This is a genomic window from Polaribacter glomeratus (assembly GCF_002954665.1).
GTDB lineage: Bacteria > Bacteroidota > Bacteroidia > Flavobacteriales > Flavobacteriaceae > Polaribacter > Polaribacter glomeratus.
Genome location: NZ_MSCM01000002.1, coordinates 1,491,857 through 1,511,229, shown reverse-complemented (window position 1 = coordinate 1,511,229; position 19,373 = coordinate 1,491,857). Strand labels below are relative to the sequence as shown.

Sequence of the window (19,373 nt, the reverse complement as noted above, 5' to 3'; positions counted from 1 at the left end):
GAGACCATTTTCTGATAAAGTTTCTTTTTTTCTGATGATACACTTTAATAAAAAAATTATTGTTATTCATTCTCAAAATAGACTATTTATTTATCTATTTGATGCCTTATCGAAATACTATAATTTTACTTTTTTTTATGTTATCAGTAATTTTACTTACCAAATGTGATTGGTTCAACTGTCTATAGTTATATCAAAAAAATTACCTAGTTAGGCTTAAAGTAAATCTAAAAATTACCTAAAGACTGTTTTTAATTGTTCGCTATTTATAAGTTATCAAGCTATTTCGTAAAATTTAACTTACTTTTATTTTTTTTTATTTAAATAAATAGAACTAGTCTGTTTAAATACTTTTTCCCTATGATTGAGATTGAAATAATTGCTGATAGTCCAAAAGATACACTTGTACAGATTAAAGAAGTTATTGGTGGTACTATTGAAGAACATTGGAGTGAATGCACACTGATTATTGACAATGAAAACGCTACTGGAAAAATAAAGTTCACTCCTTTTGATTGGGGTGTAAATTTGTTAGATTTTGATATTACTTTTCATAAAAACCTTATCTTAAAGGTAAAAGCTCATAATGAATTTAATCCTATTCGTTTTGTTTATCCTTCATTAGGATCTTTAATACATAAATTTGATATTCATGATAAAGAAAAAATTGTTGAGCAATTTCAATCATTAATATTCACAAATAAAACTGATGGATATAGTTATATTTATTTTCCAGAAAACGAGGCTTTAGAAATTAATAGTATTCAAATAGTTAGAAAATATTTTTTAAAGAAACGAACCACAAAAGTATCTACGCTTAATAAAAAATTATACGAAGTTTTTGCAGACACAGATCATAATAATAGGTTTTCTCATTTTGGTACACTTAATTTAAAAATGGCTGACCTTATAAGAGGATTAAAAAAAATTAAGGGAACAGGAATGTTACGCATTCTTAGAATTGAAGCTAAAGTTTATGAAATTTTATCTTTACACATACAACAACACAATACACTTTTAGAAGGCGTTCCTTTACCAACTTCACTTACTAAAGAGGAGTTAATAATGGTTCGTAAATTTGGAAATAGAATTATAAAAAATCCTGCTAAAGGGTACACTTTAGAGGATCTTTCTTTAAATTCTGGTTTAACCCAAGCCAAATTGCAAGATGGTTTTAGATTTTTATATAATAGAACTGTTACAGAATATATAAGGCATATTCGTTTAGAATCTTCAAGAGATTTATTAAAAAATACAGATTTAAATATATCTCAAATTGTTTACAGTATTGGTTTTAGCAGTAGAAGCTATTTTTCTAAAATTTTTAGAGAAAAGTATGGTATTACGCCAAACGGATTTAAGAAAAAATTATTAACCGTAGTTTAGAACCACTAAAAAAATCTTTAGGTTAAACAACAATTATTTAAAAACTCTTTTGATAAGCATCAAGGTACCAAACTTACCAAAAGTAGTAAGTATATTTTTAATCATACTTAAAGGTTTTAAACTTTCTTCAAAATCGTTTTTAACCATTTTAAGCTCTTCTAAAGCTATTTGCCTTTCTAGGGATAACAGTTTTAAATCTCTACTTATTTCTTCAAAACTTTGATATGTTTTCATTGTGTACGTATTTAAGTTTAGCAACTAATCAAAAAATATTTTAGACAAGCTAGTTATTACTTTTCTATCAAAATATTTTCTAAAAAGATAAATTAATATAGAAATTGTTAAAAAAACCAGTCCAACAATTAAATACCCAAAAGCAATATTTTCTAAATATTCTCCTATTGCAATTGCCGAAGAAAAAGCTAGAAATATAAACCCTAAGATTGCCAAACTTCCTATAATAAAAAGTTTGACAATTACACTTAGAGTTAAAGCTGTTAGTTGAAAAGCTTTTAGTTTTGTATGCTCAAAAGTTTTTGAAACAAACTGCTTACTTGCATCGGTTCCTTTATCTGCAGAATCTTTAAAATTTTCGAATATACTCATAGATTAGGCAGGTTTTTGTAGCTTCTTGTTTTTCTCTTTTAGTTCATGTAATTTTTTTTCTAAAGTTGATATAACATCTTCTGCTTTATGACTAACATTAGAAACTACATTTTCTAATTGCGCGTCTAAAGTTTCTTTTTTTGAAGAAACTGATGAAGAAACTTTGTCTGAAAATTCGCTTGCTGTTTCTACTATTCTACCTTTTACACTTAAAGCTTCATCAGAAATTCTTCGTCTTGTTTTAGTTCCTTTATCTGGTGCAAATAAAATACCTAAAGTTGCTCCTATTACTGTTCCTGCTAATAATCCTACTATTGTGTTACTACTATTACTCATGTTTATTTTTTTTTAATGTTAGATTAAATGTGTGTGTCTCACATAACAAAATTACTAAATTAATTAGTATCAACTTAACTCAATAAGTTTTATTATTAACTCAAACAAAAAAATAAAGGTTTAACTATTTTCCTAAAAAAAACAAATAAAAATTAAAAATTGTACTTATATTTCATTTTAAAATTGATAATAAAATCTTGATTTTAAATAAATTAAACTTAAAATCAAATAAATTTAAAAACAATTGAACCTAATAATCAGTAATTTTAGCTTGTAAAATTATTTTAATAACTTCTTTTTTTGATAATACCAGGAGCTTTCTTCTCTACAAACTTCTTAGAAAATCTAGCAAACCCAGCAAAAATGGCTTTAAAATTTGCCAGCTTTAAAGCAAACTCACTAAACCTTAATAATTTTCCGAACTCATTGTCTATATCTTTTTTATAAGAAGACATAAATGTTTCAGAAAAATTATTTTCTTTTAAACAACTTGCTATCTTTTTAGCGCAAATTATTCCAGACATCATTCCTGTTCCTACTCCTTCTTTATAAAAGGAATTTGCCAAACCTGCGGCATCACCAACTAATAAAAATCTATTTCCGCAAATGGTCTGTTTTTTAAAGTGATAAGGAATACCCCAACCACGCCAAGCACCTATCTGTTCTGCGTAAATAAACTTATCAGCAACCTTAGGATGCGTTTTTATAATTGATTCGATCTCCTCTTTTAAATTAATGTTATTATCTAAAAGCTTTTGAGTATTTCCGCCTAAAGAGACATTAACTTCATTATTTGCTAATGGAAAAACATAAAAAAATAAAGGCATTTTTCTATAATACAATCGTATTTCTGCTGCTTTATCTAAAGGCATTTTAACATTATTAAAGTAGGCACTAATAAATGTAGAACTCTTATTTTTATTAGGAATAAAACCTGCTAATTTTCTAGAAACTATAGATTGAATACCATCTGCACCCACGACAATTTTTGCTGTTATTTGTTTTCCGTTTTTTAAGGTAATTCGTATTCCTTCTGCAACTTCTTCTAGATTTTTAACTCCACTTCCAAATTGACAAGTTGTGTATTGCTTTGACATTTCATTGACTAAAAAATGGTCAAAATCAATACGTTTTCCATATGAAATAGCCATATCTCTATCTTCACTTTCCTTAAATTGAAGATTTAAATTATCTTTTATATATAGATTAATATTTTTACTATGAATAAACTTTGAATTTGTTAAAAAAGCATCCAACAACCCTAAAGTAAGTAACGATTTGTAAGCATGTAGAATTAACCCATCTCCACAGGTTTTATCCCTTGGAAAAATTGCTTTGTCTATAATATAATGCTCAATTTTAAGTTTTGAAAGCATTAAAGATGCACTAGCGCCCGCAGGTCCTGCTCCAACAATACAAACAGCTGTTTTTATCATAACTCGCTTCTTAAATAAATGTAATTTTAACGCTTAATTATAGTAAATAAAAATTTTTCTTTAATTATTTATCCTACTTGCTTCATAAGAAAGGAATTTCAATAATTTAGAATTTAGAAAATTCTTATCAAAAAAAATCATTTATAAAAAAAGCATCCAAATTTGGATGCTTTTTTTATAAATGAACTATTTTTTTTATAACGCATAACGTTGTGGACCTCCTCTTCGGATTTCTTCGTTCGCAAATTCTTCAAATTGTTTAAAATTTACTCTAAATGCATTTGATAATTGAAATGCTGTTTTGTAATAAGATTCATCATCGTTCCAAGTAGATCTTGGACTTAATAAATCTGAAGGCACACCTGGACAAGATCTTGGTTGTGCAACTCCAAATACAGAATGAATGTGGTAATTTTCGTAAGTATAATCGCCTAAATCACCATTTAAAACGGCCGTAATCATTGCTCTTGTGTATTTTAATGGCATTCTTTTTCCAACGCCATATTTACCTCCAGACCAACCTGTATTTACCAACCAAACGTTTACACCTGCATCTTTCATTTTTTTGCTTAACATTTCTGCGTATCTCGTTGGATGTAATGGCATAAAAGGTGCGCCAAAACAAGCTGAAAAATTTGGAACTGGTTCTGTAACGCCAGCTTCTGTACCTGCAACTTTTGCTGTATAACCAGAGATAAAATGATATGCTGCTTGACTTGGTGTTAATTTAGAAATTGGAGGCAAAACACCAAAAGCATCCGCAGTTAAAAAGAAAATGTTTTTAGGATTTTTTCCTGTTGATGGTTGCTGAATATTATCTATATGATAAATTGGATAACTTACTCTTGTATTTGGCGTAATCGAAATATCCTCAAAATCGATAACTCCATCTTTATCCATGATTACATTTTCTAGAATTGCTCCTTTTTTAATTGCAGCATAAATTTCTGGTTCTTGTTCTTGCGATAAATTAATCACTTTTGCATAACAACCACCTTCAAAATTAAAAACGGTGTTTTCTTCTGTCCAGCCGTGTTCATCATCACCAATTAAACTTCTATTTGGATCTGTAGATAACGTAGTTTTTCCGGTACCAGATAATCCAAAGAAAATAGCAGTATCGCCATCTTTACCAACATTTGCAGAACAATGCATTGGCAAAGTTTTTTTATACATTGGTAGTATAAAATTTAGCGCAGAAAAAAATCCTTTTTTAATTTCACCCGTGTACCCTGTGCCACCAATTAAGGCAACTTTTTTTGTAAAATTTAAGATTGCAAAATTATGCTGACGAGTTCCGTCTGCTTCCGGATCTGCCATAAAACCTGGCGCATTAATTACCGTCCATTCTGGATCAAAATCTTTTAACTCTTCTTTTGTTGGTCGTAAAAACATATTGTAAGCAAACATGTTGCTCCAAGGATATTCATTTACAACTCGTATGCTTAATTTATATTTTTCATCCGCACAAGCGTAACTATCTCTAACAAATATTTCTTTTTCTGATAAGTAATCTACTACTTTATCGTATAGTTTATCAAATTTATCGGTTTCAAAAGGTATATTTATTTTGCTCCACCAAACTTCATCTGTGGTAATAGCATCTTTTACAATAAAACGATCTAATGGCGAACGCCCTGTAAATTCTCCTGTGTTAACAGCAATTGCTCCTAAAGAAGATACTACTCCTTGTTCTTTTTTTATGGTTTCATCATGTAATTCGCTAGAAGTAAGCTGATAACGAATTGTTGCATTTTTGATTCCTAGACTATTTAACGAAATCGATTTCGTATTTGTATCTATCATGTCAATATATTTTTGTTTTATTACACTACAAAATTAAACAATAATTTAAAACAGGCTTCTTTTTTAAAGGGAAAATTATTATTATTTTAAATTCTTTACATTTTTTTTCACGAATACTGTTAACATCATCAACCATCCTATTATAAAAAACAAACCGCCTAAAGGTGTTACAAACCAGATTGATTTTGCTGTTATTGACGTTAATTGAAGTGCATAAATAGAGCCAGAAAAAAATAAAATACCTACAAAGAACATATAACTAATTCTATTTTTTTGTTTTAAAGTAAAGCCTTCAAAAGTATTTACAAATAACAATACAAGTACATGATACATTTGGTATTTAACGCCTGTTTCAAAACTTGATAATTGGTCTGGTGTTAATACTTCTTTTAATGCATGAGCGCCAAAAGCACCTAAGATAATGGCGAACATTCCTAAAAAACTGGTAATAATTAAATTTTTAAACATTAACTTTATCTGTAAATTTACATTAAAGAGATTTCAAAATATGTTTTTAAAGATTATAGAATTAAAAAATTTAATAATCAATAAAAATTTGCTTTGAGTAAATAGGTGTTTTTATTTTTTTCTATCTACTTGACTAGAAAATGTGCTTTCAAATATTTTGTCTGCGTTAGATGCCTCAAAACCTTCTCTTCTATGCTCTCTTTTAATTTCTTTTTTTGGTAGATTTTTAAATTCTGGAAGTATTTTTCTTTCTGCAAACTCTACATAACTTCCAGCTATTGAATGTTTGTCTCCATCAGAAAATGTAGCTTCACATACTTGTGAAATTGTTGAACTTTGCAAAAGTAAACCATCACTACTTGTTTTTATAAAACCACCTGCATCACTTAATTCTACACCAATACTATTAACAAACGTATTAAACTGAACTAATGAATTGTATCCTTCTGGCAATCCATCAACAGTAATTGTGTAATGATTTAAATAATATCTATTATAAATAACCCAAGCTGCATATTCACTCTCTTCTTTTAATGTGCAATAATCCTCCCAAGTTGGTACTCGCCATAAAGCGGCATGTAAGTATGCATCTATTTCTTTAGAATTATTTAAATTTAGAGCATCAACTGGATCAGAAGTTACTTCATTCGTATAAGATTTAATAATATTTTGAATGTTTTCTGAAAAACTTGAAACATTAAGTTCACTCAAAAAAATTCTTGGATATTTATTAGTTGGTGGCTTATACCAACGTGCATTTAGTTTCTTTTTTTCAAAGAGATATGTATCTTCTGCAGTGTAACCAAAATGTAAAAATATTTTTTCAAAAGAGGCAATACCTAAATTAGGAACGCCCATTGTACGAAAGGCAATATGATCATTTTCAATATCTTCCTGGTTTTCAATTAAATGATTTGTAATTAAAGCATTTGTAATTTTTGACACATCAGGAACTCGATCTTTGTAACGATCCATTAATCCTTTTAAAACCTCATCTAAAACTTTCATTATTTCTAATTTTTAATAATTTGTTTTTAAATCTACAACAAATTAAATACATTAAAAGGTATCGTATCTAAAAACCCTTTGAGTGTAGTTTAATTTTAAACAAATATATTATTATTTGTTTAAATTATAACTAAAATTAATATATTCGTGGTGAAATAAAAAAACAATTTTTATGAAAAACATATTGATTATTGGCGCAGGAAAATCGAGTTCTTCTTTAATAAAATATTTATTAGATAAATCTGATGAAGAAAACTTACAATTAACTGTTGCTGATATTTCTACAGAAAACGCTCTAAAATTACTAAATAATCACAAAAATGGAACAGCTATTAGCTTAGATATTTTTAATGAACAGCAGCGTGCGCAAGAAATCAAAAAATCTGATATTGTAATTTCTATGTTACCGGCTCGTTTTCATATAGAAGTAGCCAAAGATTGTATAAAGTTTGATAAACATATGGTTACTGCTTCTTACATATCCGAAGAAATGAGAACCTTAGATGCAGCTGCCAAAGAGAAAGGATTGGTTTTTATGAATGAAATTGGTTTAGACCCTGGTTTAGATCATATGAGTGCCATGAAAATTATTGACAGAATTAGAGAAAAAGGCGCAAAAATGCTTTTATTTGAATCTTTTTGTGGCGGGTTAGTGGCTCCAGAAAGTGACACTAATTTGTGGAATTATAAATTTACCTGGAACCCTAGAAATGTGGTTTTAGCAGGCCAAGGAGGCGCTGCAATGTTTAAACAAGAAGGTACTTATAAGTACATTCCTTATCATAAATTATTTAGAAGAACCGAGTTTTTAAACGTTCATGGAACGGGTAAATTTGAGGCGTATGCAAATAGAGATTCTCTAAAGTATAGAGGTATTTATGGTCTAGAAAACATACCAACAATGTACAGAGGTACCATTAGAAAAGTTGGTTTTTCTAGAGCTTGGAATATTTTTGTTCAATTAGGAATGACAGATGATTCTTACACAATTGAAGATTCTGAAAACATGAGTTATCGCGATTTTGTAAACTTGTTTTTAGCATATTCTCCATCAGATTCTGTTGAATTGAAACTTAGATCTTATTTAAAAATTGATCAAGATGATATTATGTGGGAAAAATTAATTGAGCTAGATATTTTTAATCCGAAGAAAAAAATTGGACTCGTAAATGCTACTCCAGCTAGAATGCTTCAAAAGATTTTAGAAGATTCTTGGACGTTACAAGAAGATGATAAAGACATGATTGTAATGCAGCATTTATTTGGCTATGAAATAAACGGCAAAAAGTTTCAAATTGAAAGTAGCTTAGTTGTTTTAGGCGAAAACCAAACCTATACAGCCATGGCAAAAACTGTTGGTTTACCTGTTGGAATTGCGGCATTAAAAATCTTAAAAGGAGAAATAAAAAACCCAGGAGTTCAATTACCAATATCTAAAGAAGTATACGATCCCATTTTAAAAGAACTAGAAAATTACGGAGTACAATTTACAGAAAGAGACGTAACTTATTTAGGATACAATCCTAATAATGTAATTGGATAAGTAGATGTAATTACTTGGCATTAAGCGATTTGCTCATAAAAGAGAAGATTGCTTCGTTCCAAGTAATAACATTATAAACTTACATTTTTAAATAAAAATCTTTCGTTAAATTTATATATTCTTTTGTGTATTGGTGGCGTTCAATTTCTATAATTAAATGTTCTTCTTTTAATTCTGATAAATAAAAAGAAAACTCTAATAAACTTCTTTTTATTTCTGATGTTGTATTTCCTTGAACACGACAAACTCTATTTAACAACAAGTGCTTCTTTTTTGCTAAATTGATAAAATTTTCTTCTTCCTTAAAAGGGATAATCACGGCAAATGTACCATCCGAAGAAAGAATTTTTACAACGCCAGAAACTAATTCTTCAAAAGACAATGCACTCGTAAAACGCGCTTTATTTCTCGCAACATCTTCAGATTCAAACTCATCTGTATAAAATGGCGGATTAGATATTATTAAATCATAGGTTTCTTCTTCGGATGCAATTTCATCAGCAAATTCTTGAAAAGTTGCATTATAGCAATATAATCGATCTCCCCAAACTGACTGCTCAAAATTTTCTACTGTTTGTTCATAAGCACTTTCATCAACCTCTACAGCGTCAATAGTCATGGCGTCTGCACGTTGCGCTAACATTAAAGAAATGATTCCTGTACCAGAACCAATATCTAAAATAGTATCTGGATAATTTTCTACAGTACACCAAGCACCGAGCAAAACGCCATCTGTACCAATTTTCATGGCTGTTTTATCTTGATAAATTGTAAACTCTTTAAATTTAAATGGTTTCATAAAATGAAGATTAACTACTATTTTATTGTAAAAGTATATTACTTTAGGATAATTCTCTAAGAAATTCTATTTAAACTACCTTTGTTTAAATGATTTACAACAAATATAATATTATGAGAAAAATAATACCAGTGCTTATCATACTAATTTCTATTTCTTGCACTACAACAGCAGACCAGATAGTAATAGAAGAGATTCCGATTGTTCCTAAAAATGTAGAAATTATCATAACCTCTGATACTCCTGAATTTGACGAAATATGGATTACCTATAAAGATTTTGATCTTGACCCGCTCTTACAAGACAGATATGGTGCTAGACAATTTAACTATGATAGTAATGGAAACCAAGAACCAATAATCATTTCATTCACAGATTACAAGTACGAAGAAATTATAGGAAATGCATATAGAAATAACGATCTACCATACAACCTAAAGGCTCAAATTTTTATTAATGGAAAACTAGAATTCGATGTAGAAAGTGTAGGCTCTACTGGTGTTTACGCTACTATATCTTTTAATTATACTATTGAAAACTAATCGAACAAAAAAGCTCTTTTCCTTGTTTCTTTTAACATAATAGCTGTTGAAAAAAGTTTACAAAATAGCAACAAACTTAACTTCAAGTGCATACAAAACTGTTTAAAACAATATTGTAAAAATAGTTGCTTAATAAGATAATAAAGCATGTTTAATTAATGTAAACGATTAATTATAAACTTTCCCTTTTACCATTTTACCAAAACTATTATTTAAATGTAACCATTTATTTTAGTTAATACTTTAGGTTTAAATATTATCTTATTTTCATAAATAACGGCTGTTTTTTTTTAACATTTCAAATTCTACGATCCTTTTTCAATTGTTACTTATTTGTTGATTTTCTTTTTGATTTCTGCCACTTCTTTTTCCACAAAAATAAAATACTAATAAGAAAATTGTTCCGCCTAAAATTACATATGATGGATTCATTATTTTAATACTAAACTTAATGATATTTTTTAAAATTAGAGCAAATTGTAAAATCTAATCGTATAAAATAATTGCTTTTATAATTAAAGAAAGAATAAAAAACCTAATTTGCTAACAGAAGCTTAGAAAAGTGTGCAACTGTTTATTTGTATTTCAAAGCTTTTATTTAACTAAATAAAAAAGCCTATAAACTGTCTGTTTATAGGCTTTTTGTTATAATTATTTTTCTAATTGCAGAGAGAAAGGGATTCGAACCCTTGATACCGTTACCAGTATACTACCTTTCCAGGGTAGCCTATTCAGCCGCTCTAGCACCTCTCTAGTTTATAAATACAACTCTATTAATCCTTCAGGAGCATTAACGTGTATTGTTTTGTTTGCTCTATCTACTTTCTTGATAAAATCATCAATCATTGGTATAAAAACTTCTTTACCATCACTGTCAATTTCAAAAAGTGGTTGTGCTGCTTTGTCATTTATATGAACTAGCGTGCCAACTTCCCCATAATTTTCATCAACAACGGTAAAACCAATTACTTCATGAAAATAAAATTTATCGCCCGTTAATTTTGGTAATAAATCTAAAGGTAAATAAACACCGCATTTCAAAATTGATTCTGCTTCTTCATCAGAATATACATCTTCAAACTGAACACGCAATTGATTTCCTTTGTGAAGCGAGCTTTTATCAATAAAAAATGGAACCAAATTTGCGCCGAATTCGACATAAACTGATTCCATTTCTGTATACAACTCTGGTTCGTCGGTATCTAATTTGATAACAACTTCACCTTTAAAACTATATTTTGTAACGATTTTGCCTAAATAAAAACAATCTTCTTTACGCATTGTCGTATAAATTTATAATTTATTCTGCTGCTTTTGCTGATGCTTCATCAATTGTATCAGGAGCTGCTTCAACTTCTGCAACTGCTTCTTCTACAACCTCTTCAACAACTGGCTTAGCTGCTTCAATTCTTGCTTCGTTAACTGCTTTTTCAGCTGCTAAAGCTTTTGCTTTTGCATCTGCTTGAGATTTTGTTAAACCTTCTTCTTTAGCAGTAACTTTACCACCTTTTTCTTCTAACCAAGCAGTAAATTTAGCTGCTGCTTGCTCTTCAGTTAAGGCTCCTTTTCTTACACCACCAGCTAAATGATTCTTTAATAAAGCTCCTTTATAAGATAAAATTGCTTTAGCAGTATCAGTTGGTTGTGCACCATTTTGTAACCAAGTCACCGCTTTATCAACATCTAAGTCAATAACTGCAGGATTGATATTTGGATCGTAAGTACCTATTTTTTCTAAGTATTTACCATCTCTTTTTGCACGTGCATCAGCGGCAACTATCCAATAGAATGGTTTCCCTTTTTTTCCGTGTCTTTGTAATCTAATTTTTACTGGCATTTTGTATTAATTTTTTAAGGTTCTCGACCTTGATTATTAAAAATCTCACCATCTCGTGGTAAGTGGGCGCAAATATACAAATTATTTTAATTGATATTCTTTTAAATCAACTTATTTTTAACAGGTTAAAACATCGCTTTTGTTGATAAGTCAAGACACTTTATAAGTCTAAAATATTTTATGTTTTTGTATTTTTAACATCCCAAATTCAGCAACAAAAACATCCATTTTATGTACTTAATTTTTGACACAGAAACAACCGGTTTACCAAAAAGTTGGAACGCTCCAATTACAGATACAGATAATTGGCCTAGATGTGTGCAAATTGCATGGCAGTTGCATGATAAAATGGGGAATCTTATTGAGCATAACGATTTTTTAATTCAGCCAGACGGATATAATATTCCGTATGATGCAGAAAGAATTCACGGAATTTCTACTGAATTGGCCCAAGAGCAAGGTATTCCTTTAAAGAAAAGTTTAGCGTTATTTAATGAAGCTTTAAACAAAACCAAGTTTATTGTTGGTCAGAATTTAAATTTCGACCTTAATATAATGGGGTGCGAATTCCATCGTTTGGGCGTTGAAAGTATCCTTTCTTCATTGCCGATTTTAGACACCTGTACAGAAAAAACAGCGCTAATGTGCCAACTTCCTGGTGGTAGATATGGTAAATTTAAACTGCCAACGTTAACCGAATTACACAATCATTTATTTGGTGTTGGTTTTGGTGAAGCCCATAACGCAACTGCCGATGTTGAGGCAACCACACGTTGTTTTTTGGAGTTGATTCGTTTACGTGAATTTACAAAAGAGCAATTAGATGTTGATGACGAGTATTTTAAAAATTACTCAGAAAAAAATCCAAAATCGATTCAATTAATTGGTTTAAAACACATCAACCTAAAAAAGGAAAGTGATAAAATTCGTAAACGTCTTGATAAATTAAAAGATACCGAAAATACAAAATCTACTTCAGAGGGTTTATCAGAATTAAAAAATGTACAGTTTTCGCACTTACACAATCATACGCAATATTCTGTTTTGCAATCTACCATGCAAATTAGTCAAATTGTAGCTGCAACTGCAAGTGATAATATGCCGGCTGTTGCGATGACGGATACCGCGAATATGATGGCAGCTTTTCACTTTGTAAGTGCTATTCTAAATCACAACAAAACTGCAGAAACACCAATTAAACCAATTGTTGGTTGTGAATTTAATGTTTGTGAAGATCATAAAAACAAGTCTGTTAAAGACAATGGGTATCAAATTGTTTTACTAGCAAAAAATAAAAATGGGTATCATAATTTAGCAAAAATGTCTTCGATTGCTTTTGTTGATGGCTTTTACTACGTACCAAGAATAGACAGAGAAATCATCAAAAAATACAAAGACGACATCATTGTTTTAACAGGGAACTTATATGGAGAAGTTCCGAGTAAAATTCTAAATCTTGGAGAAGTTCAGGCCGAAGAAGCCCTAGTTTGGTGGAAAGAAGAGTTTAAAGATGATTTTTATATTGAGTTGATGCGCCACAATCAGCAGGATGAAAATATTGTAAATGAAACCTTACTCAAGTTTTCTAAAAAGCACGATGTTAAAATTATCGCAACAAACAACACCTTTTATTTAGAGAAAAAAGATGCAAATGCGCACGATATTTTATTGTGTGTAAAAGATGGCGAAAAACAAGCGACACCAATTGGTAAAGGTCGTGGTTACAGATATGGTTTGCCAAATGATGAGTATTATTTCAAATCTACTGAAGATATGAAAAAACTCTTTGCAGATGTACCTGAAGCCATTAGTAACATTCAAGAAATTGTAGATAAAATTGAAATTTACACACTTGCCAGAGAAGTTTTATTACCTGCTTTTGATATTCCAGAGAAGTTTCAATCAGAAGAAGATAAAGTTGATGGCGGCAAACGTGGTGAGAATAGCTATTTAAATCACTTAACTTTTGTAGGTGCAAAAAAACGCTACGGAGAAATTACAGAATCCATCAAAGAACGATTGGATTTTGAACTATCCGTGATTGAAAAAACGGGATATCCTGGTTATTTTTTAATTGTTGAAGATTTTATTAGAGAAGCAAGAAATATGGATGTTGCCGTTGGTCCTGGACGTGGTTCCGCAGCGGGTTCTGTGGTTGCCTATTGTTTATGGATAACCAATATCGATCCTATTCAATACGATTTGCTTTTTGAGCGTTTCTTAAATCCTGAGCGTGTTTCTATGCCAGATATTGACATCGATTTTGATGATGAAGGTCGCGGTCGTGTTATGGATTATGTAATAAATAAATATGGCGCAAATCAGGTTGCGCAAATTATTACTTACGGAACGATGGCTGCAAAATCATCTATTAGAGATACGGCGAGAGTTTTAGATTTACCTCTTTTTGAAGCCGATAGAATTGCCAAATTAATTCCGAATATCAAACTACAAAATATTTTTGGAAATGATGAAAAAAGCAAAGGCAAAATAGCAGGTTTACGTTCTGAAGAGAAAGTAATGGTAGAAGAATTAAGATCGATGTCTTTTGGAAACGATTTGACATCAGAAACCATTAATAAAGCCACCATATTAGAAGGTTCTGTTCGAAATACTGGTATTCACGCTTGTGGGGTAATTATTACTCCTGGTGACATTACCAATTACGTGCCTGTTGCTTTGGCAAAAGATTCTAACATGTATGTTACCCAATTTGACAACTCTGTAGTAGAATCTGCTGGTTTGTTAAAAATGGATTTCTTGGGATTAAAAACACTGACCTTAATTAAAGACACGGTTAAAATTGTAAAAGCAAAACATGATGTAGATTTAGATCCAGATAGTTTTCCTTTAGATGATGATAAAACCTATGAATTGTTCCAAAAAGGAGAAACTGTAGGTGTTTTTCAGTATGAATCTCCAGGAATGCAAAAACACATGCGCTCCTTAAAACCAACTGTTTTTGCCGATTTAATTGCCATGAATGCCTTGTACAGACCTGGACCGATGGAATATATTCCGTCTTTTATCCAAAGAAAACACGGAACAGAAGATATTGAATATGATCTACCAGCAATGGAAGAGTATTTGGCTGAAACATACGGAATTACAGTGTACCAAGAGCAAGTAATGTTACTCTCGCAAAAGTTAGCAAATTTTACCAAAGGTGAAGCCGATGTTTTGCGTAAAGCGATGGGTAAAAAGCAAATTTCTGTTCTTGATAAAATGAAGCCTAAGTTTGTAGAACAAGCTGCTGCAAATGGTCATGATGCCGAAAAATTAGAGAAAATCTGGAAAGATTGGGAAGCCTTTGCAAGTTATGCTTTTAACAAATCTCACTCCACGTGTTATGCTTGGATTGCCTATCAAACTGCCTATTTAAAGGCACATTATCCCGCAGAATATATGGCGTCTGTGTTATCAAACAACATGAATGATATAAAGTCCGTTTCGTTCTTTATGGAAGAATGTAGAAGAATGGGATTGGCCGTTTTAGGACCAGATTTAAATGAATCTTATTTAAAGTTTTCTGTAAATAAAGAAGGTGCTGTTCGTTTTGGAATGGCTGCTGTTAAAGGTGTTGGCGCATCTGCTGTAAGAGCGATTATTGAAGAAAGAAAAGAAAACGGAAATTATACTTCCATTTTTGATTTGGCAAAACGTGTAGATTTAAGAGCTGCGAACAAAAAATCTTTTGATAGCTTGGTAAAAGCGGGTGCTTTTGATTCTTTTACGGATACGCACAGAGCGCAATATTTTGCTGTGGATGAAAAAGGAATTACCTTTTTAGAACGTGCCATGAAATTTGGAAGTAAATACCAAGAAAACGAAAATTCTGCACAAGTTTCAATGTTTGGTGAGGCTTCAAATATACAATTTCCAGAACCTGATATTCCTACGTGTGAAACTTGGGGAACTATGGAGCTTTTATCGCAAGAAAAAGAAGTCATCGGCATTTATATTTCTGCGCATCCTTTAGATGATTTTAAAAATGAAATGATTTTTTGCAACGCAACACTTAAAGATTTTAAAGGCGATTTACAAAAAATTGTAGGTAATAATTTATCTTTTGCTGGCATTGTAACCGATGTGCAACACAGAGTTTCAAAAGCAGGAAAAGGCTGGGCTTTATTTACCATAGAAGATTATGGAGATAGTTATGAGTTTCGTGTTTTTGGTGAAGAATATTTAAAGTTTAAACACTTTTTTGTGCCTAATTCATTTTTATTTATCAGAACCACCATTCAGCCTGGTTGGACGAGTAAAGAAGGTGTCGTTGGCGAACCTAGATTAAAATTTATCGATTTTAAATTGTTACACGATATTATGGATGAACTCTGTAAAAAAATTACGATTAAAATTTCTGTGGATGCCATTAACGAAAAAACAATTTTAAATCTAGAAAGTATTTTAAAAAACAACCTGGGTAAGCAAAGCTTAAAGTTTACTATTTGGGATGCTAAAGAAAAAATCGAAGTGAATTTACCAAGTAGAAATACGAAAGTAAAAATATCTAACGAATTGTTATCAATTTTAGAAAAGCAACAGATTAATTTTAAGTTAAATTAAAATACAAATTTCTTATTTAAAGGGAAGATTAGGATGAAATGATTTTTTTTTTGAAAATTTAACCCGAACTTATGCTAAACACTAGAAAAAAGTTGCCCATTTTCTAAGTAAATACGATTTCTTAAACATAGAATGTTACTAATTAAAAATTACTTAAACGACTATTTATTTAAGGGATCCTGATTTTTAATAAACTTTAATAATGCTATTTTTTTCCTTATAACTGCGGATCTAATCAATAGCTATTGATTTACCTTTTAACAAGAATTGCCATTCTAAGCCAAATAAATGTTTCCTGAGCAACTACTAAGGCAAATTTTGCTTCTAAAAAGTACTTAAAAAGTAAATTACTCTTTAGTTTTAACTAATTAAGTAAATTTATTTACATCTACACAAAACTAAATCAATTACCTACTAAAAAAAACGAAATACAACTTCACAATTAATATTTTTTTCTATATATTAGCGTCATATATTAATAACATGTTTATTTTGAGCAATATAGTAGCCCTTTTAATAAATTATATTTTTTCATCATCATTAATTATTCTTAGGTCATGAAAATAGATGAAGCCTTACTAATTTTTTACAAATTAAACGACAAAACTCAGGACAAGGCTGAAACAGCAATTTACAACAACTTTATTACCATACTTTTAGATCTAGAACAAAGAGATTTTACTTCAAACCAAAACAAAGATCTAGAGGCTAAACTGCTATCTCTAGACTTAAAAAATGAGTTATATCCTTCAAAAAAGGACTTAAATAAAAAGCTTATTTCTTTTGAATATTTTTTAACCAATACGTTTTCAATTATCTCAAAAAATCATTATGTTCACATAGGTATGGCTTTATGGCTATTTTCTAGTACAATATTATTCTATTGTTTTGGTCAATTTTCTGTAATAGGAGCCCTTTTAATTGCAATTATATTCGGTATCGTATTAGACGCAGAAGCTAAAGGGCAAGGAAGAGTTATTAGAATGGCTATTAACAATCGACTAGAATCTTTTTCTTTGGAGAAGCCTTTGATGTTAAATCAATTTTCAGAGGTACAAAATGATCAAAAAGATACAAGAAGTGAGCTTCAGAATTATCGAAGAAAAAAATTACAACAATTTGGTAATAAACAGGTTAACTCACAAGACCAAAACATAGAAAAACATTTATATTAATCTTCTTTTTTTATAGTTTCCACTTGATACCACAACCAACACTTGGTTTTTGATTTTGTAAAAGACCTTTCTTTTCTAATAAAAAATCCAAACAATTTCTTACATTATTTCCCGTAACCTGTATTCCGTTTCCTGGTCTTGAGTCATCTAATTGACCATGATATACTGATTTTAAATCTGCATCAAAAATATAAAAATCTGGTGTACAAGCAGCATTGTAGCATTTTGCGACTTCTTGAGTTTCATCATACAAATAAGGAAAAGGATATTTTGCATCTTTGGCCAATTGTTTCATTAATTGAGGTGAATCTTGCGGATAATTTTCAACATCATTAGAACTTATAGCAATAAAATTAATTCCTTTTTGTTGATAATCGTTCGCCATTTTCACCAACTCAGCATTTATATGAATTACAAACGGACAATGATTACAGATAAACATAATTACAGTTCCCTTTTCTCCTTTTAAATCATCCAAAAAAGTAAAACAATCATCAATTGTATTTAATAAATTAAAAGCAGGAGCTTTTGTGCCATTTTTAAATTCGTTGGATTCTGTTCTTGCCATTTATTGATTGCTAGTTTTTAGTTTTTAGTTTTTAGTTGATAGTTTCCGTGATACTAGAAATTCACCTATTCTTCCGCCAAAGCTTTTGCGCAAATAAAGCCGCTAGTCCAAGCATTCTGGAAATTAAAGCCGCCAGTAACTGCGTCAATATTTAAAACTTCACCTACAAAAAAGAGATTTGTATGTTTTCTGCTTTCAAAACGTTTAAAATCGATTTCTTTTAAATCTATTCCGCCTGCAGTAACAAATTCATCTTTAAAAGTGGTTCTTCCATTTGCATTAAAAACCCCTTTTGTTAGTTGATTTGCTAAATTTTCTAGCTGCGCTGAATTTAAATCTGCCCAATTTTGACCAACTCTTATATCTGATGCAAGCACAAAACGCTCCCACAGTCTTTTAGAAATTTCTGTAAATGGCGATTTTAAAATCACTGTTTTGCGAGGTTCTTTCTTTTTTAAGTTTAAAAGTACATTTAAGACCTTTTCAGTTGGTCTTGATAACCAATTTACCTCAACATTGTATTGATACTTTTTGTCTGCTAAAATTCTAGCTCCAAAAGCAGATAGTTTTAAAACCGCCGGTCCGCTCATTCCCCAATGTGTAATTAACAAAGGTCCTGAAGCTTCTAATTTTGTACCTACAATTTTCACCGTTGCACTCGGCACAGAAATACCTAATAAATCTACCAATCTTTTGTCGTTGATATTAAAAGTAAACAAAGAAGGAACGGGCTCAATAATTGAGTGATCTAATGTTTCGCACAACTCCCAAATACGTTTAGAACTTCCTGCCGCAATTACTACTTTATCAGCTTCAAAATTTTTCTCTTTTGTGTTGATAACCCACTTATTTTCTTGTTGATAAACTGAATTTACTCCGCAGTTTGTGAACACTTTAATGCCTAAGTTATCAACAGCATTTTGAAAGCAATCTATAATAGCTTGACTTGTATTTGCCTCTGGAAAAACACGATTATCATCTTCAATCTTCAACGGAACGCCCCTGTTTTCGAACCATTCAAAAGTATCGCCGGTCATGAATTGATGAAAAGGTCCCAATAATTCTTTTTCTCCTCTTGGATAAAATTCACAAAGTTCTTTTGGCGTAAAACAGGCATGTGTAACATTACATCTTCCGCCTCCAGAAATTCTTACTTTTTGCAAAACATCATTTCCTTTTTCAAGGATGATAATGTCTAAATCAGGATTATTTTCTTTTGCATTAATCGCTGTAAAATAACCAGCTGCTCCTCCTCCAATAATTATTATTTTGTTCATTTTTTTATATTAGACCT

17 protein-coding genes and 1 tRNA gene are annotated in these 19,373 nt (G+C 30.4%); 5 read left to right on the top strand and 13 right to left on the bottom strand.

Annotated features, from left to right (window positions below; all coding sequences use genetic code 11):
- The first annotated feature begins 360 nt into the window (after positions 1–360).
- The gene (locus BTO16_RS16675) at positions 361–1,386 is read left to right on the top strand and encodes a helix-turn-helix domain-containing protein (RefSeq protein ID WP_105022773.1); all 1,026 of its coding nucleotides are present in this window, start codon (positions 361–363) and stop codon (positions 1,384–1,386) included.
- Between the two features lie 33 nt (positions 1,387–1,419).
- Here the strand turns inward: BTO16_RS16675 and BTO16_RS16670 are convergent, their stop codons facing one another.
- The 7 genes from BTO16_RS16670 to BTO16_RS16640 form a co-directional block, all read right to left on the bottom strand.
- A complete protein-coding gene (locus BTO16_RS16670) occupies positions 1,420–1,620 on the bottom strand; it encodes a DUF6327 family protein (RefSeq protein WP_105022772.1) in 201 nt (66 codons plus the stop codon).
- Between the two features lie 24 nt (positions 1,621–1,644).
- Complete coding sequence (locus tag BTO16_RS16665; protein ID WP_105022771.1) at positions 1,645–1,992, bottom strand: hypothetical protein; 348 nt, start codon at positions 1,990–1,992, stop codon at positions 1,645–1,647.
- Between the two features lie 3 nt (positions 1,993–1,995).
- Entirely contained in the window at positions 1,996–2,328 is a 333-nt protein-coding gene (locus tag BTO16_RS16660; RefSeq protein ID WP_105022770.1) for a YtxH domain-containing protein, read from the bottom strand.
- Between the two features lie 284 nt (positions 2,329–2,612).
- The gene (locus BTO16_RS16655; RefSeq protein WP_105022769.1) at positions 2,613–3,764 is read right to left on the bottom strand and encodes an NAD(P)/FAD-dependent oxidoreductase; all 1,152 of its coding nucleotides are present in this window, start codon (positions 3,762–3,764) and stop codon (positions 2,613–2,615) included.
- A gap of 195 nt (positions 3,765–3,959) precedes the next feature.
- Positions 3,960–5,570 (bottom strand): phosphoenolpyruvate carboxykinase (ATP), encoded by a 1,611-nt coding sequence (pckA, locus tag BTO16_RS16650; RefSeq protein WP_105022768.1) that lies wholly within the window; start codon positions 5,568–5,570, stop codon positions 3,960–3,962.
- Between the two features lie 81 nt (positions 5,571–5,651).
- Positions 5,652–6,038, bottom strand: a complete 387-nt coding sequence (locus BTO16_RS16645) for a DUF423 domain-containing protein (protein ID WP_105022767.1) — start codon at positions 6,036–6,038, stop codon at positions 5,652–5,654.
- A gap of 111 nt (positions 6,039–6,149) precedes the next feature.
- Positions 6,150–7,046 (bottom strand): DUF1338 domain-containing protein, encoded by an 897-nt coding sequence (locus tag BTO16_RS16640; RefSeq protein ID WP_105022766.1) that lies wholly within the window; start codon positions 7,044–7,046, stop codon positions 6,150–6,152.
- A gap of 172 nt (positions 7,047–7,218) precedes the next feature.
- Between BTO16_RS16640 and BTO16_RS16635 the strand changes: the two genes are divergently transcribed.
- Positions 7,219–8,589, top strand: coding sequence for a saccharopine dehydrogenase family protein (locus tag BTO16_RS16635; protein ID WP_105022765.1), 1,371 nt, complete (start codon positions 7,219–7,221; stop codon positions 8,587–8,589).
- A gap of 79 nt (positions 8,590–8,668) precedes the next feature.
- Here the strand turns inward: BTO16_RS16635 and BTO16_RS16630 are convergent, their stop codons facing one another.
- Positions 8,669–9,388 carry a tRNA1(Val) (adenine(37)-N6)-methyltransferase gene (locus BTO16_RS16630; RefSeq protein ID WP_105022764.1) on the bottom strand — a complete coding sequence of 240 codons (720 nt, stop codon included), beginning with the start codon at positions 9,386–9,388 and terminating at the stop codon, positions 8,669–8,671.
- A gap of 113 nt (positions 9,389–9,501) precedes the next feature.
- Here BTO16_RS16630 and BTO16_RS16625 point away from each other — a divergent pair, with 113 nt between their 5' ends.
- Positions 9,502–9,930 (top strand): hypothetical protein, encoded by a 429-nt coding sequence (locus BTO16_RS16625; protein ID WP_105022763.1) that lies wholly within the window; start codon positions 9,502–9,504, stop codon positions 9,928–9,930.
- A 666-nt stretch (positions 9,931–10,596) separates the two neighbouring features.
- On the opposite strand, the gene BTO16_RS16620 is transcribed toward BTO16_RS16625, so the two are convergent.
- The 3 genes from BTO16_RS16620 to BTO16_RS16610 form a co-directional block, all read right to left on the bottom strand.
- Positions 10,597–10,683 (bottom strand) — tRNA-Ser (locus tag BTO16_RS16620).
- Between the two features lie 3 nt (positions 10,684–10,686).
- Positions 10,687–11,211 carry a ribosome maturation factor RimM gene (rimM, locus tag BTO16_RS16615; protein ID WP_105022762.1) on the bottom strand — a complete coding sequence of 175 codons (525 nt, stop codon included), beginning with the start codon at positions 11,209–11,211 and terminating at the stop codon, positions 10,687–10,689.
- A 19-nt stretch (positions 11,212–11,230) separates the two neighbouring features.
- Positions 11,231–11,767, bottom strand: a complete 537-nt coding sequence (locus BTO16_RS16610) for a 30S ribosomal protein S16 (RefSeq protein WP_105022761.1) — start codon at positions 11,765–11,767, stop codon at positions 11,231–11,233.
- A 231-nt stretch (positions 11,768–11,998) separates the two neighbouring features.
- Here BTO16_RS16610 and dnaE point away from each other — a divergent pair, with 231 nt between their 5' ends.
- Both dnaE and BTO16_RS16600 read left to right on the top strand, forming a co-directional pair.
- Positions 11,999–16,336: a DNA polymerase III subunit alpha gene (gene dnaE, locus BTO16_RS16605; protein ID WP_105022760.1), complete on the top strand. Its 4,338-nt coding sequence runs from the start codon at positions 11,999–12,001 to the stop codon at positions 16,334–16,336.
- Between the two features lie 557 nt (positions 16,337–16,893).
- Complete coding sequence (locus BTO16_RS16600; RefSeq protein ID WP_105022759.1) at positions 16,894–17,511, top strand: hypothetical protein; 618 nt, start codon at positions 16,894–16,896, stop codon at positions 17,509–17,511.
- 10 nt (positions 17,512–17,521) lie between these two features.
- Here the strand turns inward: BTO16_RS16600 and BTO16_RS16595 are convergent, their stop codons facing one another.
- The gene (locus BTO16_RS16595) at positions 17,522–18,079 is read right to left on the bottom strand and encodes a thioredoxin family protein (RefSeq protein WP_105022758.1); all 558 of its coding nucleotides are present in this window, start codon (positions 18,077–18,079) and stop codon (positions 17,522–17,524) included.
- A gap of 65 nt (positions 18,080–18,144) precedes the next feature.
- Positions 18,145–19,356, bottom strand: a complete 1,212-nt coding sequence (locus BTO16_RS16590) for a BaiN/RdsA family NAD(P)/FAD-dependent oxidoreductase (protein ID WP_105022757.1) — start codon at positions 19,354–19,356, stop codon at positions 18,145–18,147.
- Positions 19,357–19,373 lie beyond the last annotated feature (17 nt).

Bases quoted from the DNA above. Each gene is read 5' to 3' on its own strand.
- BTO16_RS16645 (WP_105022767.1), bottom strand. From the start codon at position 6,038: ATGTTTAAAAATTTAATTATTACCAGTTTTTTAGGAATGTTCGCCATT.
- BTO16_RS16600 (WP_105022759.1), top strand. From the start codon at position 16,894: ATGAAAATAGATGAAGCCTTACTAATTTTTTACAAATTAAACGACAAA.
- dnaE (WP_105022760.1), top strand. From the start codon at position 11,999: ATGTACTTAATTTTTGACACAGAAACAACCGGTTTACCAAAAAGTTGG.
- BTO16_RS16625 (WP_105022763.1), top strand. From the start codon at position 9,502: ATGAGAAAAATAATACCAGTGCTTATCATACTAATTTCTATTTCTTGC.
- BTO16_RS16610 (WP_105022761.1), bottom strand. From the start codon at position 11,767: ATGCCAGTAAAAATTAGATTACAAAGACACGGAAAAAAAGGGAAACCA.
- BTO16_RS16635 (WP_105022765.1), top strand. From the start codon at position 7,219: ATGAAAAACATATTGATTATTGGCGCAGGAAAATCGAGTTCTTCTTTA.
- BTO16_RS16660 (WP_105022770.1), bottom strand. From the start codon at position 2,328: ATGAGTAATAGTAGTAACACAATAGTAGGATTATTAGCAGGAACAGTA.
- BTO16_RS16595 (WP_105022758.1), bottom strand. From the start codon at position 18,079: ATGGCAAGAACAGAATCCAACGAATTTAAAAATGGCACAAAAGCTCCT.
- BTO16_RS16665 (WP_105022771.1), bottom strand. From the start codon at position 1,992: ATGAGTATATTCGAAAATTTTAAAGATTCTGCAGATAAAGGAACCGAT.
- BTO16_RS16655 (WP_105022769.1), bottom strand. From the start codon at position 3,764: ATGATAAAAACAGCTGTTTGTATTGTTGGAGCAGGACCTGCGGGCGCT.
- BTO16_RS16590 (WP_105022757.1), bottom strand. From the start codon at position 19,356: ATGAACAAAATAATAATTATTGGAGGAGGAGCAGCTGGTTATTTTACA.
- pckA (WP_105022768.1), bottom strand. From the start codon at position 5,570: ATGATAGATACAAATACGAAATCGATTTCGTTAAATAGTCTAGGAATC.
- rimM (WP_105022762.1), bottom strand. From the start codon at position 11,211: ATGCGTAAAGAAGATTGTTTTTATTTAGGCAAAATCGTTACAAAATAT.
- BTO16_RS16675 (WP_105022773.1), top strand. From the start codon at position 361: ATGATTGAGATTGAAATAATTGCTGATAGTCCAAAAGATACACTTGTA.
- BTO16_RS16670 (WP_105022772.1), bottom strand. From the start codon at position 1,620: ATGAAAACATATCAAAGTTTTGAAGAAATAAGTAGAGATTTAAAACTG.
- BTO16_RS16630 (WP_105022764.1), bottom strand. From the start codon at position 9,388: ATGAAACCATTTAAATTTAAAGAGTTTACAATTTATCAAGATAAAACA.
- BTO16_RS16640 (WP_105022766.1), bottom strand. From the start codon at position 7,046: ATGAAAGTTTTAGATGAGGTTTTAAAAGGATTAATGGATCGTTACAAA.